This is a genomic window from Flintibacter muris, assembly GCF_943192995.1.
Taxonomy (GTDB): domain Bacteria; phylum Bacillota; class Clostridia; order Oscillospirales; family Oscillospiraceae; genus Lawsonibacter; species Lawsonibacter muris.
Window position 1 is genome coordinate 27,882 of the sequence record NZ_CALPCP010000024.1, and the last position, 21,800, is coordinate 49,681.

At 57.1% G+C, this 21,800-nt stretch carries 25 protein-coding genes; 15 read left to right on the forward strand and 10 right to left on the reverse strand.

Features of this window, described 5'->3' with window-relative positions:
• The first annotated feature begins 128 nt into the window (after nucleotides 1-128).
• From NFS22_RS15965 to NFS22_RS15975, 3 genes are read left to right on the forward strand one after another with little or no spacing between them, the layout of a single operon-like run.
• On the forward strand, nucleotides 129-452 hold the full coding sequence (locus NFS22_RS15965) for a hypothetical protein (protein WP_251318698.1): 324 nt from the start codon (nucleotides 129-131) through the stop codon (nucleotides 450-452).
• A 39-nt stretch (nucleotides 453-491) separates the two neighbouring features.
• A complete protein-coding gene (gene aspS, locus NFS22_RS15970) occupies nucleotides 492-2,282 on the forward strand; it encodes an aspartate--tRNA ligase (protein WP_251318699.1) in 1,791 nt (596 codons plus the stop codon).
• Nucleotides 2,283-2,330: 48 nt separating this feature from the next.
• Nucleotides 2,331-3,542, forward strand: a complete 1,212-nt coding sequence (locus tag NFS22_RS15975; RefSeq protein WP_251318700.1) for a glycoside hydrolase family 3 protein — start codon at nucleotides 2,331-2,333, stop codon at nucleotides 3,540-3,542.
• 20 nt (nucleotides 3,543-3,562) lie between these two features.
• Here the strand turns inward: NFS22_RS15975 and NFS22_RS15980 are convergent, their stop codons facing one another.
• Nucleotides 3,563-3,814, reverse strand: coding sequence for a hypothetical protein (locus tag NFS22_RS15980; RefSeq protein WP_251318701.1), 252 nt, complete (start codon nucleotides 3,812-3,814; stop codon nucleotides 3,563-3,565).
• Between the two features lie 114 nt (nucleotides 3,815-3,928).
• Between NFS22_RS15980 and NFS22_RS15985 the strand changes: the two genes are divergently transcribed.
• Nucleotides 3,929-4,147, forward strand: a complete 219-nt coding sequence (locus NFS22_RS15985; RefSeq protein WP_251318702.1) for a helix-turn-helix domain-containing protein — start codon at nucleotides 3,929-3,931, stop codon at nucleotides 4,145-4,147.
• Nucleotides 4,148-4,419: 272 nt separating this feature from the next.
• Here the strand turns inward: NFS22_RS15985 and NFS22_RS15990 are convergent, their stop codons facing one another.
• From NFS22_RS15990 to rpmH, 9 genes are all read right to left on the reverse strand, one after another.
• Nucleotides 4,420-5,364, reverse strand: a complete 945-nt coding sequence (locus NFS22_RS15990) for an AEC family transporter (protein ID WP_251318703.1) — start codon at nucleotides 5,362-5,364, stop codon at nucleotides 4,420-4,422.
• 67 nt (nucleotides 5,365-5,431) lie between these two features.
• The gene (locus NFS22_RS23760) at nucleotides 5,432-6,595 is read right to left on the reverse strand and encodes a PSP1 domain-containing protein (protein ID WP_277614828.1); all 1,164 of its coding nucleotides are present in this window, start codon (nucleotides 6,593-6,595) and stop codon (nucleotides 5,432-5,434) included.
• Nucleotides 6,596-6,629: 34 nt separating this feature from the next.
• Nucleotides 6,630-7,454 (reverse strand): DNA polymerase III subunit, encoded by an 825-nt coding sequence (locus NFS22_RS16000; RefSeq protein ID WP_251318704.1) that lies wholly within the window; start codon nucleotides 7,452-7,454, stop codon nucleotides 6,630-6,632.
• On the reverse strand, nucleotides 7,451-8,779 hold the full coding sequence (locus NFS22_RS16005; RefSeq protein WP_251318705.1) for an aminotransferase class I/II-fold pyridoxal phosphate-dependent enzyme: 1,329 nt from the start codon (nucleotides 8,777-8,779) through the stop codon (nucleotides 7,451-7,453). The genes NFS22_RS16000 and NFS22_RS16005 overlap by 4 nt, the downstream gene beginning before the upstream one ends.
• Before the next feature lie 48 nt (nucleotides 8,780-8,827).
• Entirely contained in the window at nucleotides 8,828-9,841 is a 1,014-nt protein-coding gene (jag, locus tag NFS22_RS16010) for an RNA-binding cell elongation regulator Jag/EloR (RefSeq protein ID WP_251318706.1), read from the reverse strand.
• Between the two features lie 3 nt (nucleotides 9,842-9,844).
• Nucleotides 9,845-11,278 carry a YidC/Oxa1 family membrane protein insertase gene (locus NFS22_RS16015; protein WP_251318707.1) on the reverse strand — a complete coding sequence of 478 codons (1,434 nt, stop codon included), beginning with the start codon at nucleotides 11,276-11,278 and terminating at the stop codon, nucleotides 9,845-9,847.
• Between the two features lie 36 nt (nucleotides 11,279-11,314).
• Complete coding sequence (gene yidD / locus NFS22_RS16020; RefSeq protein WP_251318708.1) at nucleotides 11,315-11,533, reverse strand: membrane protein insertion efficiency factor YidD; 219 nt, start codon at nucleotides 11,531-11,533, stop codon at nucleotides 11,315-11,317.
• The gene (rnpA, locus tag NFS22_RS16025; RefSeq protein ID WP_251318709.1) at nucleotides 11,530-11,886 is read right to left on the reverse strand and encodes a ribonuclease P protein component; all 357 of its coding nucleotides are present in this window, start codon (nucleotides 11,884-11,886) and stop codon (nucleotides 11,530-11,532) included. Before rnpA ends, yidD begins: the two co-directional genes overlap by 4 nt.
• A 134-nt stretch (nucleotides 11,887-12,020) precedes the next feature.
• Nucleotides 12,021-12,155, reverse strand: a complete 135-nt coding sequence (gene rpmH, locus NFS22_RS16030) for a 50S ribosomal protein L34 (protein ID WP_251318710.1) — start codon at nucleotides 12,153-12,155, stop codon at nucleotides 12,021-12,023.
• A gap of 441 nt (nucleotides 12,156-12,596) precedes the next feature.
• Here rpmH and dnaA point away from each other — a divergent pair, with 441 nt between their 5' ends.
• The 11 genes from dnaA to NFS22_RS16085 all read left to right on the forward strand — a co-directional run bounded on the left by dnaA (nucleotide 12,597) and on the right by NFS22_RS16085 (nucleotide 21,789).
• A complete protein-coding gene (gene dnaA, locus NFS22_RS16035; protein ID WP_251318711.1) occupies nucleotides 12,597-13,916 on the forward strand; it encodes a chromosomal replication initiator protein DnaA in 1,320 nt (439 codons plus the stop codon).
• A 232-nt stretch (nucleotides 13,917-14,148) separates the two neighbouring features.
• The gene (gene dnaN / locus NFS22_RS16040; protein WP_251318712.1) at nucleotides 14,149-15,255 is read left to right on the forward strand and encodes a DNA polymerase III subunit beta; all 1,107 of its coding nucleotides are present in this window, start codon (nucleotides 14,149-14,151) and stop codon (nucleotides 15,253-15,255) included.
• Between the two features lie 12 nt (nucleotides 15,256-15,267).
• Nucleotides 15,268-16,017: an SUKH-4 family immunity protein gene (locus NFS22_RS16045; protein ID WP_251318713.1), complete on the forward strand. Its 750-nt coding sequence runs from the start codon at nucleotides 15,268-15,270 to the stop codon at nucleotides 16,015-16,017.
• Nucleotides 16,018-16,036: 19 nt separating this feature from the next.
• Complete coding sequence (locus tag NFS22_RS16050) at nucleotides 16,037-16,252, forward strand: RNA-binding S4 domain-containing protein (protein ID WP_251318714.1); 216 nt, start codon at nucleotides 16,037-16,039, stop codon at nucleotides 16,250-16,252.
• Nucleotides 16,249-17,352 (forward strand): DNA replication/repair protein RecF, encoded by a 1,104-nt coding sequence (gene recF, locus NFS22_RS16055; protein ID WP_251318715.1) that lies wholly within the window; start codon nucleotides 16,249-16,251, stop codon nucleotides 17,350-17,352. Before NFS22_RS16050 ends, recF begins: the two co-directional genes overlap by 4 nt.
• A 1-nt stretch (nucleotide 17,353) precedes the next feature.
• Entirely contained in the window at nucleotides 17,354-17,680 is a 327-nt protein-coding gene (locus NFS22_RS16060; RefSeq protein WP_251318716.1) for a hypothetical protein, read from the forward strand.
• An 8-nt stretch (nucleotides 17,681-17,688) separates the two neighbouring features.
• On the forward strand, nucleotides 17,689-17,952 hold the full coding sequence (gene remB / locus NFS22_RS16065) for an extracellular matrix regulator RemB (protein WP_251318717.1): 264 nt from the start codon (nucleotides 17,689-17,691) through the stop codon (nucleotides 17,950-17,952).
• Between the two features lie 69 nt (nucleotides 17,953-18,021).
• The gene (locus NFS22_RS16070) at nucleotides 18,022-18,429 is read left to right on the forward strand and encodes a PH domain-containing protein (protein WP_251318718.1); all 408 of its coding nucleotides are present in this window, start codon (nucleotides 18,022-18,024) and stop codon (nucleotides 18,427-18,429) included.
• A gap of 42 nt (nucleotides 18,430-18,471) precedes the next feature.
• Nucleotides 18,472-20,421 carry a DNA topoisomerase (ATP-hydrolyzing) subunit B gene (gyrB, locus tag NFS22_RS16075; RefSeq protein WP_251318719.1) on the forward strand — a complete coding sequence of 650 codons (1,950 nt, stop codon included), beginning with the start codon at nucleotides 18,472-18,474 and terminating at the stop codon, nucleotides 20,419-20,421.
• 12 nt (nucleotides 20,422-20,433) lie between these two features.
• A complete protein-coding gene (locus tag NFS22_RS16080; RefSeq protein WP_251318720.1) occupies nucleotides 20,434-21,321 on the forward strand; it encodes a hypothetical protein in 888 nt (295 codons plus the stop codon).
• Nucleotides 21,322-21,333: 12 nt separating this feature from the next.
• Complete coding sequence (locus tag NFS22_RS16085; protein ID WP_251318721.1) at nucleotides 21,334-21,789, forward strand: hypothetical protein; 456 nt, start codon at nucleotides 21,334-21,336, stop codon at nucleotides 21,787-21,789.
• Nucleotides 21,790-21,800: the final 11 nt, after the last annotated feature.

The window sequence follows — 21,800 nt, forward strand, 5'->3', positions numbered from 1 at the left end:
AGCTGCTCTGGCCCCTTTGCGTCTTTCTTGTCCTTTTGTCCGCTTTTGGCCTTGGCCTTACTGCGGCCTATTTGACGGAGGAGTTTTCCTACGACCAAATCAAGAACTCTGGCTGCAGGATACCAGACATGGCAGCCCACACCATCGGCATTCTCCACGAGGGCGATTATCCCGGCATGAGCGACTTCCCCGTTACAGCGGAGCAGGCCGCACCGGGGCGGGCCGTGTTAAACGCCCTGCGCGCTCAGAGGTACACCCGGGCTCTTCCTTTCCTGAAGCCCGGCAAAAACGGAATCGCAGTCCGTGAGGTCAGCGGCTGTTCTTCCTTTTATATCGCCTATTGGGACGGCAAGCATCTGTGGGCCTCCGGGAAGGAAGAGAATCAGTGGCAGGGCTACACCCCCTCCAACCCGGACAAGCTTCAAGAAACGCTGAAATCTTTATGCGATTAGTAATATATCAAATCAATAATACAAATAGGAGTTGATTTTATGGGTGAAACAACCACCTTTTACCGCACCCACACCTGCGGCGAGCTGCGCATGGAGCAGGTTGGCCAGGAAGTGACCCTGGCGGGCTGGATGGAAAATCTGCGGGAGGTCAGTCAGAACTTGGCTTTCCTGGTCCTGCGGGACTTTTATGGCACCACCCAGGTTGTGCTGGAGATAGAGGACGCCATCCAGACCGTCAAGGAACTGAACAAGGAGACCGTGATTCAGGTCACCGGCGCGGTCCGGGAGCGGGACAGCAAAAACCCCAAACAGCCCACCGGCGACATTGAGGTGGTCCCCGCCAGGATCGAAGTTTTGGGCCGCTGCCAACACAACGAGCTCCCCTTCCCCATCACCCGCAGCCGGGAGGCGGACGAGTCCGCCCGGCTCAAGTACCGCTATCTGGACCTGCGCAACCCCGAGGTCAAGCAGAATATTGTCCTGCGGTGCCAGGTGGTGTCCGCCCTGCGGGCCGCCATGACAGACCATGGCTTTTTGGAGATTACCACCCCGATTTTAACCGCCTCCTCCCCCGAGGGGGCCCGGGACTATCTGGTCCCCTCCCGCAAGCACCCTGGCAAGTTCTACGCCCTGCCTCAGGCTCCCCAGCAGTTCAAGCAGCTGCTGATGGCCTCCGGCTTTGACAAGTACTTCCAGATCGCCCCCTGCTTCCGGGACGAGGACGCCCGGGGTGATCGCTCCCCCGGTGAGTTCTACCAGCTGGACATGGAGATGGCCTTCGCCAGCCAGGAGGACGTGTTCGCCGTGCTGGAGGATGTCCTCCCCCCCATCTTCGCCAAGTACGGCAAATACAACACCGCCTCCGCCGCCCCCTTTACCCGCATTCCCTATTTGGAGGCCATGGAGAAATACGGCTCCGACAAGCCCGACCTGCGTATCGACCTGGTAGTAGACGACGCCACCCAGCTGCTGGCCAGCTGCGGCTTTGGTCCCTTTGAGAACCAGACGGTAAAGGCGGTTGTGGTCTCCGATTTTGAGGGCACCCGGAAGCAGATTGACAAACTGTGCGCCGACGTGGAGGTACAGTCCGGAAACAAGGCCTATTGGTTCCGTTATGACGAGAAGGGCGAGATTGTAGGCGGTATCGCCAAGTTTGTCCAGCCCATCAAGGACCAGGTGGTGGAGACTATGGGCTTGAAAAAGGGCTGTTTTGTAGGCCTCACCGCCGGGGGCAAGCTGGCCGCCCAGAAAACCGCCGGTGTACTGCTGAAGATGCTGGGCGCTTTCTGCCCCAACCACTTCAACAAGGAGCGGTACGAGTTCTGCTGGATTGTGGACTTCCCTATGTACGAGATTGGCGAGGAATCCGGCGAACTGGAATTCTGCCACAACCCCTTCTCCATGCCCTCCGGCGGACTGGAAACCATTCAAAGGGCCATCAAGGGCGAAATTGATCCCCTGTCCATCACCGCCGACCAGTACGACCTGGTGTGTAACGGTGTGGAGTTGTCCTCCGGAGCGGTGCGCAACCACAACCCGGAAATTATGATTAAGGCCTTCTGGATGGTAGGTCTGGAAGAGGATGACGTCCGGAAAAAATTCCCCGCCATGTACAACGCCTTTACCTACGGCGCTCCCCCTCACGCCGGAATCGCCCCCGGCGTGGACCGGATGGTCATGCTGCTGTCCGGTGAGGAGTCCATTCGGGAAGTAATCCCCTTCCCCATGAACAAAAACGCCCAGGACCTGATGATGGGCGCGCCCTCCACTGTGGAGCAAAGTCAGCTGGACGAGCTGAACATTGCTGTCACCAAAACGGAAGAGGAGTAAAATAGGACCGCCCCGCCCAAGGCGGGGCGGCTTTTAATGGAGACCGCTATGAAACAATTTATTTTTCTTGCCTTAACAATTTTTCTGCTGGCGGGCTGCTCCTCTGTGTCCGCCCCGGTGGATACCAGCGAACCTCCCCCCTCCCCTCCTGAGGAGGACCAGACGGTCTTTGCCCCTGTGGAGCTTCCCCAGCCTGAGCCTGAGCCCGATCCCCGGCAGGAGGCCATTGAAACTCTGTTGTCCTCCATGACGGAGGAGGAAAAGGTAGGCCAGCTCTTCTTTGCCCGCTGTCCTGAAAGAAACGGCGCTCCCCTGGCGGCGGAATACCACTTGGGCGGGTATCTTCTCTTTGGAAGGGACTTTAAGGACTCCGAGGAAAACTGGCTGACGGCAGAACAGCTCACAGAAACCATCCAAAGCTATCAGGAGGCGGCCTCTATCCCCATGCTTATCGGCGTGGACGAGGAGGGAGGCACGGTGGTCCGGGCCAGCCGGAATCCCAACCTGTTTGAGGAGCCCTGCAAGTCCCCCCAGTGGCTGGACAGCCACCAGCAGACCGAGTATGACGTTTTCGCCCGGGATATCTGGGATAAAAACAACAATCTGCGCCTATATGGCATCAACGTCAACTTTGCGCCTGTGTGCGATGTATCCACCGATCCTAAAAGCTTCATCTATAATCGAACCTTGGGTAAGGACGCCGCCGCCACTGCGGAGTACGTCCGGTCTGTAATCCAGGGCAGCAATGGCGCTCAAATCAGTATCGGCACCGTAATGAAGCACTTTCCAGGCTATGGGGACAATGCCGACACCCACACCGGGTCCGCTGTGGACGAACGCCCCATTGAGACCTTCCGCACCAGTGACTTTCTCCCCTTCCAGGCCGGAATTGAGGTCAGCGACGGCACCACCGCTGTGCTGGTCTCCCACAACACCGTGATCTGCATGGACCCGCACCGACCCGCCTCCCTGTCCCCCGCAGTATACCAGATTCTCCGGGAGGAACTGGGCTTTGAGGGGCCCGCCCTCACCGACGACCTGGCCATGAAGGCTATCACCCAGTACGCCAAAAAGGAGAAACAGTCCCCCGCCGTGCTGGCCCTGGCGGCGGGATGCGACATGGTGATCACCACCGACTTTCAGATCCAGATCCCCCAGGTGCTGGCTGCCCTGAAGGATGGAACTCTCTCCCAAAGTCGGGTGGACCAGGCCGCCGCCCGGGTTTTAGGCTGGAAATACGACCTGGGATTGATTTCATAAATAATTCCCCGGAAGGACTGTCAGCCTTCCGGGGAATTATTTTCCCTTCTCTCCCGCTTGCAGTACAGATCACAGGACTGATACAGCAAGCTGTCGTACCAGCTCAGCAGTCCCTCCAATATACATATCTGCTCACTGATCGCTCTGTGAAAACCCTCTTCAATTTCTTCCATCTGCTCCCGCAGAGTGCGTATCTCCAGGCTTAACTGCCAAATGTCCTCATTAGGGTCAGAAGGATCATGGGGCAGCTTCATCAGTTCACTGCTGCGCATCGCACCTGTTTTCTGATGCTCATACTATCACCTCCCACTCAGTATATACGGATTTCGCATAAAAATTAATATGCAAAATCTGCATATACTATGCTCACCAAGGGGGGTGAGTTTATGGCATTGAGAATCCGTGATCTGCGGGAAGACCATGACTTTACCCAAGCTGAAATTGCGGCACTGCTCAATGTCTCCCAAGCCACCTACTCCCGTTACGAATCAGGAACACTTGGAATTCCCCACGCTTCTCTGGAAATTTTAGCCGACTACTACCACACCAGTGTAGATTATCTGCTGGGGCGAACCAATGTATTAACGCCATATCCCAAAAAATGAACCCGCCGCAAGAATGCGGCGGGCTTATTCTATTCGCCCTTCAGGGTCCCTCTCTGAGGGAGCTGCCGCCGCCGCAGACGGTGACTGAGGGAGTTAACACTTATTGCAATCATCAGATTTTCTGCCATATGCAGGGGCGGCCTTTGGCCGCCCCTGCATAGCCAATGTCAGCATTTTTGAAGTTTGACATAATTCTCTCTTTGCTCAAAACTCCCTCCGTCACGGCTTCGCCGTGCCACCTCCCTCAAAGAGGGAGGCTTTTTCAGGGGTTTTCAGCCTAAAATCAACATTAAAACGGGGATAGAGATGAAGCTTCCTAAAATTGAGAGGCAGGAGCCAGTTGCGGCGTACTCCTCGTCAGCGCCGTAGGCTCCGGCCATCACTGTCACCTGGCTGACCACAGGCAGGGCACTCTCCACCACAAAGACCTGAAGGGGAAGTCCTTCCATCCCCAGCAGGGAACAGCAGGCCAGACAGATCACTGGAGACAGCAGCAGGCGCATTACCAGCATAGTGGGCAGTCCCCGCAGGAATTTCAGGTTTTTCAGCCCCACCTCATAGACGATAAATCCACAGTAAATCAAGGCCAGGGGTGACACCGACCCGCTGATATAGTTGGCAAACCGCATCACCGGCTCAGGGGGCCGCAGGCCCAGCACCAGCAGCAGAATAGAACCAATCACCGCCAAAATAGGGGGCTTTGTAAACATATCCTTCAAAAACTTAACAGGGCCATTCTTTCCTCCCGGCTTGGTTCCGGCCCGTTCCACCAGCATAATGCCCACCGACTGGAGAAACGTGGTATGTCCCAAATAATAGAGCATAATGTAAGGCATGCTGGCCTCACCAAACAGCTGTGTACACACAGGTATCCCAATAAAGATGGTATTGGACAGTCCAGCCATTGCCACAAACACGCCCCAGCGCGCCCGGGGCAGGCGGAGCAAAACAGCCACAAGCGCTGAGATCAGCAGATTTGCCACCACCGCCAACACTCCGGCCAGCACCATTCCTCCTGCCTGAAACAGACTGCTCCGGTCCAGATTATTTAGCAGTCCCACCAGACAGTTGCAGGGCACGGCGATATTGACAATAAACTTACTGATGAACTTCTTTTCCGCTGAGGTCATCCAACCCCAAACACCCATAAAATAGCCCACCGACATCAGCATCAGCAGCACCACACAGGCCGAAACCGCATTCCAAAAACCAGCCATCTGCTCACTTCCTTTTCACAGGTACAGAAGCCCGGACGTATTCACACGACCGGGCCTCTTCTGTTCTTTATTGCTGGGGAGAGGAGGGCTTTCCCCCGCCCCCTTTGGGACGGCGGCGGCGGCGGCGGTTGCTGGGCGGACTGTCCGGGCGCTGCTCCGCCGCTCCCTCAGGGGGCTGACGCTGCTCTTCCCGGTGCTGTTCGCCCCCCTCCCCCTTGGGGCGGCGGCCCCGGCCCCGACGGTTGGGCCTGTCCCCATGGGACACAGGCTCCTCCCGCTCCCGGCTGGGGAAAGCCGCCTCAATAGCGGCGGCCAAGGAGGCCTCCTCCGTCACAGGGGCGGGGGCGTCCTCATCCTGGCGGCGCAGCTTGGCCAACTCCTCCAGAGGAGGCTCCACATAGCCCTCAGGCCGCTTGCCCTTGCCGCTTCGGATCACGCACAACTCACAGTTGTGATAGGTCTTGGGGCTCTCCGGGTCAGACTCCAGCCTGACCTGGGCGGTCTGGCGCAGCAGATTGATGCTGGACACCGTCCCCGCCCCGTCGGGCGTCTCCACAAAGGAATCCTGTTTGGGGGCCCTTTTTACCAGGTCCTCATAGGCCTCCTGCTCATATTTCAGACAGCACATCAGCCTGCCGCAGGTACCGGAAATTTTAGTGGGGTTAAGGGACAAATTCTGCGTCTTAGCCATCTTAATGGATACCGGCTGGAACTCATCCAAAAACTGAGAGCAGCAGAAGGGTTTTCCGCAGATACCCAGGCCACCCAGCATCTTGGCCTCATCCCGGACACCGATCTGCCGCAGTTCAATACGGGTGTGCAGCGCCCCGGCCAGGTCCTTCACCAGGGCACGGAAGTCCACCCGGCCCTCAGAGGTGAAAAAGAACAAAATCTTACTGCCGTCAAAGCTGTACTCAGCGCTAACCAGCTTCATATCCAGACCGTGCTCCGCAATCTTCTGCTGACAGACGGAAAAGGCGCTCTTCTCCCGCTCCTTGTTCTTCTCCAGCAGACGGGCGTCCTCTGGGGTGGCCTTGCGCACCACAGGGCGCAGGGGAGCGGTAAGTTCAATCTCGTCGATCATATTGTTGCTCCGGACGCACTGGGCAAATTCCGTCCCCCGGGTGGTTTCCACAATCACACCGTCCCCCACCTGGAACTGGAGTCCGTTGGGGTTGAAGTAGTATTCCTTTCCGCCGTTCTTAAAGCGGATGCTGATGATCTCTACCATAGGTATTTTCTCCTCAATATATTAAGTCCTGTATTCACAAATTTTCAAACATCCCTGCGCACAGCCAGCCGGACAGCTGTCCCACGTTGACATTCAGCCGTGCCGCGCCCCTCAGCTCCCGCAGCAGCTCTGCGGCCTTCAGCAGCCGGCGGCGGTTGCCGCCCCGGGCCGCCCGGGCGCCCAGCTCAACCTCCAGATCATCCAGCAGCGCAAACAGCTCCTCACGGCTGCCTTTGCTGTCCAAGGACATAGCCGCCTCCAACAGCTCCAGCTCTCCGCCTCGTTCCAGGGCGCCGGCCAGCCCCTTTATCAGAGACAACCGCTCAGCACTGCCTTCCGCTTCATCCGCCCCGCCCGCCGGAATCAGAGCCAGCTCCTCACATCGGGAGCGCACCGTTTGGAGCAGTCCCCCGGCGTTGTCCGCCATAAGCAGAAAGGCGGCATAGGGCGGTCCCTCCTCCAGCAGCTTGAGCATGGCGTTTTGAGCGGAGGCGTTCATCAGATCCGCCTCCTCCAGAAGATAGACCTTCCGCTCCCCCTCGTTGGGGCGGACATAGGCGTCGGAGCGCAGAGCCCGCACCTGATCCACCGAGATAGGCTTCCCCTCCATCGGACCGGTAACAGTGGACACGTCGGGATGGATGCCCTTCATCACCTTCAAGCAGTGAGGGCACTGTCCGCAGGGCCTTTCCCCTTGGGAAACACACAGCATCCCAGCCGCCAGCAGTTGAGCCAGAACATGCTTCCCCGCCCCTTCGTGCCCCGAGATAATATAGGCATGAGACAATCCCCTGCTCCTCTCCTGCTGGGAAAGCTGTTCCTTTACTCTCTCATTTCCCCGGAGGGCTGAAAGCTTCATACGAATCCTCCGCTCACTGTTCTCACTTCTGACAGCATATTATACCCTATTTCCCGCAAATAGGCCAGCTCTTTTTTTGTGATTTGCTCTCCAGGGGCCAAAACCGGCACGCCAGGAGGATAAGGCGCAATTTGTGAGGCGGCAATTTCCCCCTCACAATCCTTCAAAGACCGCATTCGGCTGGGCGCAAAAAGGGCCTGCCTGGGAGAAATGACCTGTTTTGGCACAGGCGGCGCCGGGATGGGCAGGCAGTCCCCCATTTGACTGCAAAGCTCCTCCAGCACCTGCTCCAAATTGTCAAAGTCCCCGTCGCTGTCCTGGGCGGTGCAGATAAACACCACATGGCCGCCGTCCTCCATCTCTGGATAGACCCCCCGCTCCTCCAGCTGCTTTGTAAAGGCTGGGCCGTCCTTCACCTTGAGGGTAAAGCGGCAGGGGTCCAATTTCAAAGTCCCACCTTTCAGGGCGGGAAACCGCTCCCGGAGCCGGGCCACACGGGCGGCTGTGCGCAGATAGTCCAACGCTCCCCCGTCCACCAGCCACTGACGGGCCGCGTCCAGGCTGGCCATCATGGGGTAGGACGGGCTGGAACTGCCATACACTGAGGCCATCTGCCTCACTTTGTCCAACTCCATCCAGTTGACAAACAGCAGAGCTGATTGCCCCATAGCAGGGAGGGTCTTGTGAGCGCTGACCACCACCGCGTCCGCCTCACAATAGCAGGTCATCTCCCCCAGGAAAGTCAGGTGCGCCCCATGAGCACCGTCCACAAAAAGTTTTCCACCATGGGCATGAACAATACGGGAAATCGCTCCAATATCTGACAACACTCCGGCATAAGTAGGAGAAGTAATACAGACCATCTTGATATCTGGATTCTGGTCCAGCATTTTTCCCACATCTTCCGGAGAAACCGGGCCAATCAAATTTTCTTCGGCCAGCCAGGGCCGCTCCAGATAGACCGGCTCCAGGTCCAGCAGAGCCAGAGCGTTAAAAGCGGCCCGGTGACAGTTCCGGTCCATCAGCACCCGACTCCCAGGCCGCGCGCACAGAGCCAGCCCGGTGTGAATACCCATGGTGGAGCCGCCGGTTAAAAATTGGCAGTTCTCAAAGCCAAACAGGTCTGCCCACAGCCGCTGAGCCTCGTCAAAGGGCGCTCCAGCGGTGTACAGGTTTCCAGTAGAGGGCAGCTCAGTGACGTCCAGCGGGGCCAGACCCATCAGCTCCGGAAGGGGAAGGAATTTTCCCTTGTGCCCCGGCATATGATAGCGTACGGGATTCTTTGCAGCGTAATCTTTCAGCGCGTTGTAAAGGGGGGTAGGCATACTGTTTTCCTCCAAAAAAGGCGGAAGGGATACCCTTCCGCCTAAAACTTATCTCTGATGGGGGGCGTAAGCCACCACGGTACGGCGGTTGGGCTCCACGCCGGTGGAATAGGTGGTAACACCTTTATAATCCTGGAGCGCGGTATGAATTACATGGCGCTCATAGGCATTCATGGGCTCCAAAGTCATATTCCGGCGGTACTTGACCACCTTGCCCGCCACCTTGACGGCCAGCCGCTGGAGGGACTCCTCCCGCTTGGCCCGGTAGCCCTCGGCGTCCACATGGATACGCACCCGCTTGGCCTGACCCCGGTTGACGGTATAGCTGGTCAGCTGCTGGATGGCGTCCAGAGTTTCGCCCCGGCGGCCAATAATGGCGCCCAGATCCTTGCCCTGGAGCACAACTTTATAGTTGCCCTCGCTGGTAATGAAGATATCAGGAGCTGCCTCCACCTGGAGGTGGCCCAGCAGACCGGTGAGAAAGGTTCGAATCTGGTTGGCCTTCTCGTCGTCAGGGCTGACGGGTTCCAGAGTGACAGGCTCACGGGGCGCAGGGGCGGGGGTACTGCCAATCAGCACCTCATCCCCCACCTGAAGCCTGCTGTCCCGGCGGGGACGCTCCCGCCGCTCCGCCTTGGGCTGGCGGGGCTTGGGCGGGGTCATACCCGGCTTGGCGGATAAAATAGTCTCCTCAGCCGCAGGGGCGGCAGGGGCTTCCGCCTTGGCAGCGGGCTTGGGGGCCTCCTTCTTTGCAGATAGGCTGGCCGCCGGGAGGATGGTCTCCTCAACAACAGCAGCCGCCTTTTTCACCTGGGACACCGGCACAGCCTTGGGGGGTTCCTCCTCCAGCAGAGGCATGTCACTGATGGAACAGGGCTTGCCGTCCATCTCGTTATAACTCACCCGGACCTTGGCCGGATTGCTGCCAAAACCCAAAAAACCGGATTTGGCACGCTCAATCACTTCAACAGACACGTCGTCCCGCTCCAGACCCAGCTGGAACAAAGCGGCGGTAATGGCGTCCTCCTCGGAGCGCCCGGTGGTTTCAATCCATTTCAACATCACTTAGCCCTCCTTATTTTCATCCTCGTCAATCTCAACCTCAATCTCCTCAACCTCCACTTCAACCTCCTCAGTCTCAGCGGGGGCCTCAATGGGGGCGGGTTTGGTCTCCTGCGGAGCTGGCGGCTCAGCGGGCTTACTCTCCGGAATCTGGATGGCGCCGGCCTGGAAGGGGTCTCTCCCCTCTTCGGTTTTTTCCGATTTACCCTTCTTTTTGTCCTTCTTGCCGGCTCCGGCAGCTTCAACGGCCCGGAAGAGCTGGTTGGGATCGGTATAGGGGGTCACACCTCCGTACCGGTTGGGAATATAGGCGCGGCCCCGGGCATAGGCCCGGATGCCCTCCCGGCTGTCCTCCCGGTTGACGCCCTCCTGATCGGGCTCTGTATCCTTCTTCTGGGGCTTTTTCTTGCCCCGGTTCTTTTTCTCCTCCTCAATCCGGCGCTGACGCTCCAGACGGGCCTCCTCCTTGCGGCGCTTCTCCTCTTCCTTCTCCTCGGCCTCCCGCTTGGCGGCGGCCTCCCGGGCAGCCTCATAGTCCTTTTTCAGCATCCTGCCGCAGATAACCTCTTGAATCATGGTGATAAAATACTGGGTGATCCAGTAAATAGACAGGCCGGCCGGGACGGTGAAGCCAATCCACAAAGACATCAGCGGCATCATCCACATCATCATCCTGTTGGTGGAATCCATCTGCTTGTTTTCCGTCTGCTTGTTCATCTGGTTGGTGGCCATAGACACCTTCATAGACAGGAAGGACACCGCTACCGAGATGATAGGCAGAATAAACAGGCCAATGGAGCTCCATTTCATACCGCCGGTCCAGAACCGCCAGGTGGGAATCAGCGACAGATCAATCCCCAGAAACTGGAAGTTCATTACAAAGAGGCTGTCTGCACCCACGGCGGCCTTCAGTGCCTCCAGATTCTCCGGCCTGATCAGAGACACCAGGTACAGCTGGTTATAGCCCACCTCCTGAAACAGGTTTTCCGCCTTCTCCATGGCGGCGGCGGTTACCCAGCCGTTGGTTACCGCTATCTCAGACCAGTTGACCTGAGTGGCCAGCATCTGAATCTGATCGGCAGTCAGACCCATGAAGTAGGTCAAAGGCTGACGAATAATACCAAACAGAGCAATCAGCACCACCATAGGGATCAGGGACCAGACACAGCCCCCCATGGGGTTGACCTTTTCCTTCTCATAGAGCTTTTGAAGCTCTATATTGTAGCGCTCCTTGTCCTTGCCATACTGCTTTTGCAGCTGCTGCATCTTTCCGGAGAGCATGGTGGTTTGAATCATGCTCTTTTTGCTCTTCAACGTAACTGGGAAAAGCACCAGCTTAATTACAATGCCAAACAAAATTAGGGCGATGCCATAGCTGTTGAACAAATTATAAAAAAACAGCAGCAGCCAGGCAAAGGGTTGTAAAATAATACCCACTAAATTTACCTCCGCATATCAAATTGCGGCAGAGCCCTAGGGAACGGGGTCATACTCAACGGACTTCTGCCTGTGGAAGGGGTGGCACTTCGCGATTCTGCGCAGGGCCAGCCAGCCCCCCTTTACCGCGCCGTATTTTTCCACCGCCTCCAGAGCGTACTCCGAACAGGTGGGGATAAAGCGGCAGCAAGGGGGGCGCAGGGGTGAGATGGCGCGCCGGTAGAATCGGATCAGGGCCAGGAACAGGGCTTTCATTGGGGCTTGTCCCCCTTTGAACTGATAAGGCCCAATTTTTTCATCTGCTGATAAAAGCTGCGCTCCAGCTCGCTGTACCGGCCAAAAATCACCCGGGTGCGGGCCACAATGACAATGTCATAGCCGGCGCTCACCTTTTGCTCATGGGTGCGGTACAGCTCCCGGATGCGGCGGCGGGCCCGGTTGCGCTTTACCGCGTTGCCCAGCTTTACGCCGGTGGTAATGCCCAGCCGGTTTACCGCCCGGCCGGTTCTGCGGCAGTAGATGACAAAATAGGGCGAGACAGCGCTTTTCCCCTTGCTGTACAGCCGGCGGAACTCATGATTTTGTTTTAGCGGGATGGTATACTTCATGGTTTCCTCCATATGCACAGATAGGGCGGAGGAATTGCTCCCACGCCCCTGGTTTGTGCGCTATCTAAACTGTTGTTCCAGGTCCGATCCTCTCTCACTGGTCAGAAACGGGCGGCCCGACCGCCCCACCTGCCTCAGTGGGTCAAACGGGCGCGGCCCTTGGCGCGGCGGCGTGAGAGCACCTTGCGGCCATTGCGGGTGGCCATACGCTTGCGGAAGCCGTGCTCTTTGGAGCGCTGACGCTTTTTGGGCTGATAGGTACGAAGCATGGGGGACACCTCCTCAGTTTAGATTTCAAGCCGGCTCTCCCGGCCCAACAACAGCCCTGTTACAGGCTGCGGTCTGCTGTCTTGGCCGCCCTGACCGGACGGCGCGGAAACGGGCAAAAAGGCCCTTGTTCCAAAAGATACGTCCATCATTATAGCGGATAAACGCCGGCTCTGTCAACCATCTTTTTTCTCTCCCCGGGGATATTTTTTTCACTTTTTTCTTCGCAGGTCCACATCTTGTAGTCCTATTTTTCTCCACATACAAGCTCTGCGGGACCTGGAGAACACATTTTAAATAAAAAATGTGGAAAAACCTTGCTGTCTGCCCCGTTTTTTGGTATAATATAAAGAGTGGAAAATCACGTAATCTCGTGTTTTGACTGCCGCCTTCCCCGCCCCCTGCGGGGAGGGCGCTTTGAATGAATAAAAAGGAGGAGCGCCATGAATCCCGCCGCTGAAATCTGGGAAAAGGTGAAAACTCTTATGTCGGCGGAAATGACCGCCACCACTCTGAACACCTGGTTTGACGATACGCAGGCCGTCGCCCTGGAGGAAACCCGCTTTGTTTTGTACAGTCCAACCCGGTTCAAGCGGGACATTATCGCCGCTCGCTACCTTGTCCCAATCCAGAGCGCCCTTCACGAACTGTTTTCCGCCGACTTTCAGGTGACAGTCCTCACCGAGGGTGAGCTGGACAGCCTCCAGGAGAAAAAAGCAAAGCCCTCCTCCTTCCTCCCGGGCACCGAGGAGTACATCTTTGACCGGTTTGTGGTGGGCTCCTCCAACAAATTTGCCCACGCCGCCGCCCGGAAGGTGGCGGAAAACCCCGGCCTGAGCTACAATCCCCTGTTCATCTACGGCGAGTCCGGCCTGGGCAAGACCCACCTGCTCTACGCCATTGCCCACACCATCCACGAAAATCACCCCGACTACAAGGTCATCTACATCAAAGGGGACGCCTTTACCAACGAGCTGATCTCCGCCATCCGGGAGGGCCGGAACCAGGAATTTCGGGAGAAATACCGGGGAGCGGACGTCTTTCTCATGGATGATGTGCAGTTTATTGCCGGCCGGGACTCCACCCAGGAGGAGATGTTCCACACCTTCAACACCCTGTACGAGCTGAAAAAACAGATCGTCTTTACCTCTGACCGGCCCCCCAAGGAGATGCTGCGGCTGGAGGACCGGCTGAAAACCCGATTCGAGTGGGGCCTGCTGGCCGACATCATCCCCCCCGACTATGAGACCAGAACGGCCATCATAAAAAACAAAGCCATCCGCATGGGGATGGAACTGCCCGACTACATTATCCAGCTTATTGCCGAGACTATCACCGCCAACGTGCGGCAGATTGAAGGCACCGTCAACAAGATCATGGCCTACCAGGACCTGAACGGGGACAAGGTGGATAAAAACACTGTCATCCGGGCGGTAAAGGACATCTTTAAGGAGAAATCCGACATTCTGCCCACCGCCGACGTCATCATTGAGGAGGTCTGCAAGTTCTACAACCTGGAGCCCTCCCTCCTCCGGGGACAGGGCCGTTCCAAGGACATCTCTCTGGCCCGCCAGATCGCCATGTATCAGATCCGCCGCATGACCAATCTGTCTCTAAAGGAGATCGGCACGGAATTCGGCGGCCGGGACCACAGCACCGTCCTCAACGCCCTGAACCGGATCGAGGACCTGGCCAAGACCGACCCGGAAAAGGCGGAAATCATCAAGGATATCACCACCAACATCAACAGCCGGTACGAGTAACCCACCCCCAATTTTCCACACTAAAATGTGGAATGTGAGTGGATAACTGTGGAAAAAAGAAGGGCATGTGGAAAGCCGGCGATTTTCCCCACATCCCCTGTGGAAGCTCCTCCCTTAGAGCGCCATGGCTTTGAGCCGGCTTTCCACATTTTTTTCGCCTACTGACTACTGTTACTAAAATAAATCCTCTCCTCCCTATTCCGGAGAGAAAAAGAGATTGGAGGAACCGTCTATGAAATTCTCCTGTGAAAAAGCCCTGCTGTCCGCAGCTGTATCCATTACCTCCAGAGCGGTGGCGGCCAAGAGCTCCATTCCCGCTATGGAGGGCATCCTCATTGAAGCGGGAAACACCCTGCGCCTTACCGGCTACAACCTGGAAACCGGCATCCAGGCTACCGTTCCCGCCGAGATTGTGGAGGGGGGCTCTCTGGTGCTGTCCGCCCGGCTGTTTGGGGAGATTGTCCGGAAAATGCCCGACGACGTGGTGGTCTTCACCTCCCAGGACTACACGGTAAATATCAAATGCGGCCTCAGCGAATTCAACATTCTGGGCACCGACCCGGAGGAATTCCCCGAGCTGCCCAACGTGGACCAGCAGAACTCCCTTACTCTGGGACAGCCTGTGCTGCGGTCTATGATTGCCCAGACCCTCTTTGCCGTAAGCGATAACGAGAGCCGGCCTATTCACACCGGTTCCCTGTTTGAGGTAGACGAAAAGGGTCTGACCATTGTCTCGGTAGACGGCTACCGTCTGGCCCTGCGCCATGAGGCGGTGGAGGAGAAACAGGGCGCAAACAGCTTTTCCTTTGTAGTCCCCGGCTCGGCGCTGGGTGAGGTGGAAAAGATCTGCTCCGGGGAGGAGACGGTCACCGTCACCCAGGGCGCCCGGCACATCATGTTCCAGACTGGGGAGACCGTTTTGGTGTGCCGCCGGCTGGAGGGGGATTTCCTGGCCTACCGCAACGCCATTCCCCGGAACAATTCCATTAAGGTGGAGGTGGAGGCCCGGGCCCTGCTGTCCTCCATTGAACGTGTGTCCCTGATTATCAGCGAGAAGCTCAAGTCCCCCCTACGCTGCGTTTTTGGGGACGGCATGGTGGATATCACCACCAAAACCGCCATTGGCGACGCCGCCGACCAGTGCCCCATCGCCGGCGACGGCGGCGGGCTGGAGATCGGCTTTAACAATAAATACCTGATGGACGCCCTCAAAGCCGCCCCCGCTGGCAAGCTGCGCATGGAGTTTACCTCCGGGGTGGCCCCCTGCGTCATCCTGCCCGCCGAGGGGGAGGAGAACTTTGTCTACATGGTCCTGCCCGTGCGGCTGAAGGCCAACTGACGGAGGTTTCACGTGGAACAACAGGAAAAAATACCAAACTGGATGAAATATCCCCCGCTGCTCCAGCTTTACCAGCAGGCCCAGGCGGCGGAGACCGGCTTGGAACCCGACCTGAAGTTTCTGGCCGACCCAAAACTGGGGCGCTATGAAGAATATCAGCTGAAACATTTGGAGATTCCCCAGAATATCAAGGATTTTTTGATGCAAGTGGGTCTGCCGGACCGATTTTTGGACCACCGTAGTCCCAGTGAGGAGAGGGAGAACGAGAAGAGTACCTATCCAGGTATCATATTTTGGGTCAGCTGTCTGAGGATTGAAACGGTAAAACGAAAGAAGTATCTTGTCATTGGGGAGTACCGCTCTTTAGGACGCACTTGCATTACAACAAACCTTAATAAACCGGACCAAACCGACCAATGGGACAAAATTGAAGATTCTGTTCCGGTTGTGGTGGAGTTGAAAACCGGGACTGTGTGGAAATGGATTCACTACTACAGTGAAGATGAGTTTACATTCATCAACAGCAGCTTGGAGCAATTTCTGCTTTCTATGGCTTATTGGCAAGCTTTTTATCCGGAATTCGCAAAAAATGTGTTGGATTATCTGGAAATAAATCCAAAGAAAAATGAATTGGACTATATTTTTCGGAATGACAAACGGCTTTATGGTTCGTTCCGTAGCTGTCTCAAAGCGTTGGACCCGGACGCGCTGAGAAAGCGAATGACCTATTGGAAGTTTATGTGCGATTTGTCCTTGTATTAAGAAAGGTAAATATTACTATATGGAATCACACGAGATCGAGATATACACCGAATTTATCAAGCTCCAGGACCTGTTGAAGTTTGCCGGGGCTGTGGAGACTGGCGGAGACGCCAAGCTGATTATCCAGGAGGGCCGGGTGGACGTTAACGGAGAGCCCTGCGCCATGCGGGGGAAGAAGCTGCGCCCCGGAGATAAGGCCGTGATCGACGGCGAGACGGAGCTTGTGGTCACATGATTGTCACAGGGCTGGAGCTGGACTTTTTCCGCAATTACACCCATCTGGAGGCTGAATTTGATTCCAGGGTCAACCTGATCTATGGCGACAACGCCCAGGGAAAGACCAATCTGCTGGAGGCAATCGCCTATCTGTCCGCCGCCCGATCCCACCGAGCCCGGTATGACCGGGAGATGATTATGCTGGATGTAAATTCCGCGTTTATCAAGGGCGGAGTGTTCAGCCGGGACCGTAACTTTACCCTGGAGGCCAAACTGTTTCGGGGCCGGGGCCGGCAGCTGTTCTCCAATGGGGTAAAGCTGAAAACCACCGGGGAGCTGGCAGGGATATTGAATACGGTGCTGTTCTGTCCGGAGGACCTGTCCCTGATCAGGGCGGGAGCGGCGGAGCGGCGAAAATTCCTGGACGGGGCCATCTGCCAGCTGCGGCCCCGGTACGCCCAGGCTCTGGGGGAATACAACCGGCTCTACGACCACAAGACCCGCATCCTCCGGGATTGGCCGGAAAACCCCTCCCTGCTCCAGACGCTGGACGACTTTAACCTGCGTATGGCCCAAACCGGGGCCATCATCATCCATTACCGGGCCCACTTCATCAAGCGGCTGCGGGAGTGCGCCCCCGCCATTCACGGTGAGTTTTCCGGAGGCCGGGAGGGGTTGGAGCTGAGCTATGAGACGGTGTCCACTGTGACCGACCCTCAGCGTCCGCCCAAGGAGCTGCTCCCACAGCTGCTGGAACACCAGGAGAGCCACCGCCAGGCGGAGATCGATTCCAGGCAATGCCTGTCCGGGCCCCACAAGGATGATTTGGCCGTTTCTATCGGCGGACAGTCTGCCAAAACCTACGCCTCCCAGGGCCAGACCCGGACGGCGGCCCTGTCCCTCAAGCTGGCCCAGCGGGAGATTTTTCAGGAGGACACCGGCGAGTGGCCCGTCCTCCTGCTGGACGACGTCCTCTCTGAACTGGACCCCAGGCGGCAGTCCTTTGTGCTCAACCGCATCCGGGGCGGACAGGTGTTCATCACCTGCTGCGAGGAGGAAAAACTGGAGGGCCTGGAGGGCGGCAAGGCGTTTCATATTCAAAATGGGAAGTTGGTATAAAATGAATTTACTGAGAGAGGATTTAATAAATTATTGGTATTTTTGGATTTTGGCTGTATTCTTTTTTGGCTCTGTCGCATTTGCCTCTGGATTTGTTGCTGTGGAAAATAAAAAGAATAAGATAAAATGTCTTCTTCCCATGCTCTGTTTGGAACTGCTAATCGTGACGTATTTGGCGTTGAATGTAAGCCATTGGATCAAAATGGGAGCGTCATTTCACTGGGTTATCTATGAACATGGGCCCAAGGTTTACATTACTGTAATTGCTTTTGTTTGTATCCTGATCGGATATCTGGCTGGAATGGCCTTTGCCCGAAAGAAAGCGTAAGGGCCGTTATGTATCTGCACCTGGGTCAAGCAGTAGTCATCCCCGACCGGGATATTTTGGGTATATTTGATTTAGACAACGCCAGCTGGGCGTATAAAACCCGGGAGTTCCTGGAGCGGGCGGAGGCGGAGGGCCGGGCCATCTGGCTCACCGACGACCTGCCCCGGTCCTTCATCCTGGCGGACAGCCGGTGGGGAGAGCCGGTGGTCTACATCTCCCCCCTCTCCTCCTCCACCCTGTCCGGACGGGCAGAACGGGGTGGCTTGGAATAAAAAGTTGACAGAGAGCATACCAAAGGCCCCCTTCGCAAAGGGAGGCTTCAGGAACAAGGAGGTTGCAATATGGAATCCATTGAATATCTGTGGAAAGACCGCAAGCGCCATTTGGGGCTGCCCCTTTCCTTTACAAGATACAGCCTGAGTAAGGACCGGCTGTTTTGTGAGACCGGTCTGCTCAACCTGAAATCCGACGAGGTCCTGCTGTACCGGGTGCGGGATTTGCAGCTGACCATGACCTTAGGCCAGCGCATTTTCGGTGTGGGGACGGTGTGCGTTGTCTCTTCGGACAAGAGTATCCCCCACCTGGATCTGAAAAATGTAAAGCATCCCAGGCAGGTCAAGGAGCTGATCCATAAAAACGTGGAGGCGGCCAAGGACAAGCGCCGCATGCGGGCCACCGAGCTGGTGGGCGGTGACGGCGGAGACGAGCTCCACGAGACTGAGGATCTGGAGGACGAAGAGTTGGACTGATCCGAACTGAGAGATAAGGAAAACACATCGCGGAGGTAAGCTATGTCTGAAGAAAAGCAGAACGAACTGAACACCACCCAAACCAACCACGAGTACGGCGGGTCAGAAATCCAGGTCCTGGAGGGCCTGGAGGCGGTACGCAAGCGCCCGGGCATGTATATCGGCTCCACGTCGGAGTCCGGCCTGCACCACCTGGTGTATGAAATTGTGGACAACTCCATTGACGAGGCCCTGGCCGGCCACTGCACCGATATCACCGTTACCATCAACCCGGGCAACACCATCACCGTCACCGACAACGGCCGGGGCATCCCTGTGGACATCCAGCCCCAGACAGGCAAGCCCGCCCTGGAGGTGGTCTTCACCATTCTTCACGCCGGCGGCAAGTTTGGCGGAGGCGGGTACAAGGTGTCCGGCGGACTCCACGGCGTGGGCGCGTCGGTGGTCAACGCCATGTCCGAGTGGCTGGAGGTCCAGGTCCACAAAAACGGGGAAATTTACGAGATGAAATTTTCCCGGGGCAAGATCACCCAGGAGATGAAGGTGGTGGGCAAAACCGACCACACCGGCACCACCGTCACCTTCAAGCCCGACCCGGAGATGTTCGAGACCCTGGAGTATAACTACGACACCCTCCACACCCGTATGCGGGAGGAGGCCTTCCTCAACGCCGGTCTGCGTATCCAGACGGTGGACCTCCGCCCTGGACAGGAGCAGGAGGACGACATGTGCTATGAGGGGGGCATTCGGGAGTTTATTGCTTTCATCAACCAGAATAAGGCGCCGGTCCACCCAGACATCATCTACATGGCCGGGGCCAGGGAGGACTCCATGGCCGAGATAGCCATGCAGTATAACGACGGCTATCAGGAAATTATGGCCTCCTTCGCCAACAACGTCCACACCGCCGAAGGCGGTATGCATGAGGAGGGCTTTCGCCGGGCGCTGACCAACGTGCTCAACGCCTATGGCAAGAAGATCAAGCTGCTCAAAGAGGACGAGAAGGTGTCCGGCGAGGACTGCCGGGAGGGCCTTTCGGTGGTTATCTCGGTCAAGCTCACTGAGGCCCAGTTTGAGGGCCAAACCAAGACCAAGCTGGGCAACAGTGAGATGCGCACCTTGGTCAACGCCGTGGTGTCGGAGAAGTTGGAGATCTACCTGGAGGAGAACCCCGGAGTGGGCAAGGCCATTCTGGAAAAGGCCCTTATGGCCAGCCGGGCCCGGGAGGCTGCCCGAAAGGCAAGGGAGTCGGTGCGCCGCAAGTCGGTGCTGGAGTCGGGGCAGATGCCCGACAAGCTCCAGGACTGCAACGAGCGGGACCCCGCCCTGTGCGAAATTTATATTGTGGAGGGTGACTCCGCTGCCGGCTCCGCCATCCAGGGCCGGGACAGCCGGTTTCAGGCCATTTTGTCCATGTGGGGCAAGATGCTCAATGTGGAAAAGGCACGGGCGGACAAAATTTACGGCAACGACAAGCTGTACCCCCTGGTGCTGGGCCTGGGGGCGGGTATTGGTGAGGAATTCAATATCGATAAGCTGCGCTATCACAAGATTATCATCATGGCGGATGCCGACGTGGACGGCGCTCACATCCGTACCCTATTGTTGACCTTCTTCTTCCGCTATATGCGTCCGCTGATTGAAAGGGGCTATGTCTACTCCGCCGTGCCCCCCCTGTACAAGCTGACCCGGGGCAAGCAGCAGCGGGTGGCCTACTCCGACGAGGAACGGGACGCTATCTCCGCCGAAATGCGGGGGGACAACCCCAACGTAAAGGTGGAAATCAACCGCTTCAAAGGCCTGGGCGAGATGGACCCCCATGAGCTTTGGGAGACCACTATGGACCCGGAGAAGCGCACCCTGCGCCGCATCACCCTGGATGACGCAGTGGCCGCCGACCAAATCTTCACCGTCCTCATGGGCGAGGAGGTGGAGCCCCGGAAGGACTGGATTGTAAAGAACGCCCAGTACGTGTCCAATCTGGACTTTTAAGGGGAAAGACATATGGACAAAATTGACAGCGCCGCCAAGAGGAAGGAGCTGTATTCCGAAGCGTTCATTCAGCACCTGCACCAGAGGATGGAGACTGACCTCTGCGGCGCTTACCTGGAGGAAGTGACAGCACGCTGTCTGTGTGAGCAGCCCGGCTGGAACCCGGAGAATCCGCTGTGTGTCTGGACGGTGCTGGAAACGGCAGTAACCTGTTTTCCAGCGGAACAGATGATAAAACGCAGCTTGGACGCAGAGGATTGGCAGGGCTTGAACCGCGTAGGATTTCAAAGTGTCCGGCTGCGGACGTTGGGGCTGCGCCTCAACCCAGATGAGGAGTTCTGGTACTTTTTCCAGGCTCTGACCGCCATTGCGGTGGGAGATGATGGGCTGATGGAGTGGATTTTCCCTGCTGGAATGGAGAAGAAGGTCCCAAAAAAGGTATATCCTCTCTATCGGGTGGGAGCCCCTCTGCTGGCGGGACTATGGTATCAGGACCAGGCTCTGCTGGAGTTTGCTGTTCCCGCAGGGGAAAAATTCGCGGCCAGCAAAAAGTCTCAGTGGGACCGGGCGGTGGTCGCTTACCTGCTGGCCCTGTACCGTCGGGACGTGAAAGAAGCTGGGAAACAGCTCCAAACCGTGTGTCAGGCGGTCACTCGGGTGGATGTTTACTGGGAAAAGGAGCCCTTCCTCCCCGCCCACGGGCTGTACCAGCTTGCGGCCCGTGTCCTCAGTGAGGAGGAGTTTGGCCGGTTGGCCATACCGGACTATAAAACCTTTTCCAAAGGCTATGCCAGGTGGCACAATGTCCACAGGGGAGCGCTGGCCTTGGCACTCCTCTACCCGGAGCAGCCAATTAACGACGCTTTGACCCGCGAGTGGCCGCCCCGGCGGCCCGGATGAAAGGAAGATTTTATGGAAGAAATCGTCAAAAAGGGTCCGGTTCCGGCTATGCCGGAGGAAATCAAAATCCAGGGCGCCAGCTGGGGGGCGCTTCCCAGTCAGGAGATTCATGACATTTCTCCGGCCAGTATCCGGGATATGGTGGAAAAAATCCGTACCGGAGCAAGCCGCAGCCTGATGCTGACGCCGGACGAGTACGGCGAAGAGGGTTACCTCATGCTGGAGTCCTCCCCTGACCTGATCTTTTTGCAGGTTTGGGACGCGGAGGCAGAGATTGCCTGGGCCTGCTTCAACCCGGACCTTTTAGATTCCGATGAGGAGGCCCCCATTGAGCCCAGCGACGGGCAGTCCGTTTTTCCCCTGAAATGTACCATGAAGGACCGGGAGCTGGCGGCCAAATGTGTGGAGTGGTACGCTCACACCTGTGAGCCCTACCCCGGCATGGACTGGCTGAAAGAAAGCTTCTAAGGGTCCGAAAG

Excerpts from the sequence above, each read along its gene's own strand:
- NFS22_RS16000 (WP_251318704.1), bottom strand. The coding sequence starts at position 7,454 with ATGAAGCTTTCAGCCCTCCGGGGAAATGAGAGAGTAAAGGAACAGCTT.
- NFS22_RS15975 (WP_251318700.1), top strand. The coding sequence starts at position 2,331 with ATGAAACAATTTATTTTTCTTGCCTTAACAATTTTTCTGCTGGCGGGC.
- NFS22_RS15985 (WP_251318702.1), top strand. The coding sequence starts at position 3,929 with ATGGCATTGAGAATCCGTGATCTGCGGGAAGACCATGACTTTACCCAA.
- dnaA (WP_251318711.1), top strand. The coding sequence starts at position 12,597 with ATGAATCCCGCCGCTGAAATCTGGGAAAAGGTGAAAACTCTTATGTCG.
- NFS22_RS16085 (WP_251318721.1), top strand. The coding sequence starts at position 21,334 with ATGGAAGAAATCGTCAAAAAGGGTCCGGTTCCGGCTATGCCGGAGGAA.
- NFS22_RS15980 (WP_251318701.1), bottom strand. The coding sequence starts at position 3,814 with ATGCGCAGCAGTGAACTGATGAAGCTGCCCCATGATCCTTCTGACCCT.
- remB (WP_251318717.1), top strand. The coding sequence starts at position 17,689 with ATGTATCTGCACCTGGGTCAAGCAGTAGTCATCCCCGACCGGGATATT.
- aspS (WP_251318699.1), top strand. The coding sequence starts at position 492 with ATGGGTGAAACAACCACCTTTTACCGCACCCACACCTGCGGCGAGCTG.
- NFS22_RS16070 (WP_251318718.1), top strand. The coding sequence starts at position 18,022 with ATGGAATCCATTGAATATCTGTGGAAAGACCGCAAGCGCCATTTGGGG.
- NFS22_RS23760 (WP_277614828.1), bottom strand. The coding sequence starts at position 6,595 with ATGGTAGAGATCATCAGCATCCGCTTTAAGAACGGCGGAAAGGAATAC.
- yidD (WP_251318708.1), bottom strand. The coding sequence starts at position 11,533 with ATGAAAGCCCTGTTCCTGGCCCTGATCCGATTCTACCGGCGCGCCATC.
- NFS22_RS16050 (WP_251318714.1), top strand. The coding sequence starts at position 16,037 with ATGGAATCACACGAGATCGAGATATACACCGAATTTATCAAGCTCCAG.
- NFS22_RS16080 (WP_251318720.1), top strand. The coding sequence starts at position 20,434 with ATGGACAAAATTGACAGCGCCGCCAAGAGGAAGGAGCTGTATTCCGAA.
- NFS22_RS16005 (WP_251318705.1), bottom strand. The coding sequence starts at position 8,779 with ATGCCTACCCCCCTTTACAACGCGCTGAAAGATTACGCTGCAAAGAAT.
- NFS22_RS15990 (WP_251318703.1), bottom strand. The coding sequence starts at position 5,364 with ATGGCTGGTTTTTGGAATGCGGTTTCGGCCTGTGTGGTGCTGCTGATG.
- NFS22_RS16060 (WP_251318716.1), top strand. The coding sequence starts at position 17,354 with ATGAATTTACTGAGAGAGGATTTAATAAATTATTGGTATTTTTGGATT.
- recF (WP_251318715.1), top strand. The coding sequence starts at position 16,249 with ATGATTGTCACAGGGCTGGAGCTGGACTTTTTCCGCAATTACACCCAT.
- gyrB (WP_251318719.1), top strand. The coding sequence starts at position 18,472 with ATGTCTGAAGAAAAGCAGAACGAACTGAACACCACCCAAACCAACCAC.
- jag (WP_251318706.1), bottom strand. The coding sequence starts at position 9,841 with ATGTTGAAATGGATTGAAACCACCGGGCGCTCCGAGGAGGACGCCATT.
- dnaN (WP_251318712.1), top strand. The coding sequence starts at position 14,149 with ATGAAATTCTCCTGTGAAAAAGCCCTGCTGTCCGCAGCTGTATCCATT.
- rnpA (WP_251318709.1), bottom strand. The coding sequence starts at position 11,886 with ATGAAGTATACCATCCCGCTAAAACAAAATCATGAGTTCCGCCGGCTG.
- rpmH (WP_251318710.1), bottom strand. The coding sequence starts at position 12,155 with ATGCTTCGTACCTATCAGCCCAAAAAGCGTCAGCGCTCCAAAGAGCAC.
- NFS22_RS15965 (WP_251318698.1), top strand. The coding sequence starts at position 129 with ATGGCAGCCCACACCATCGGCATTCTCCACGAGGGCGATTATCCCGGC.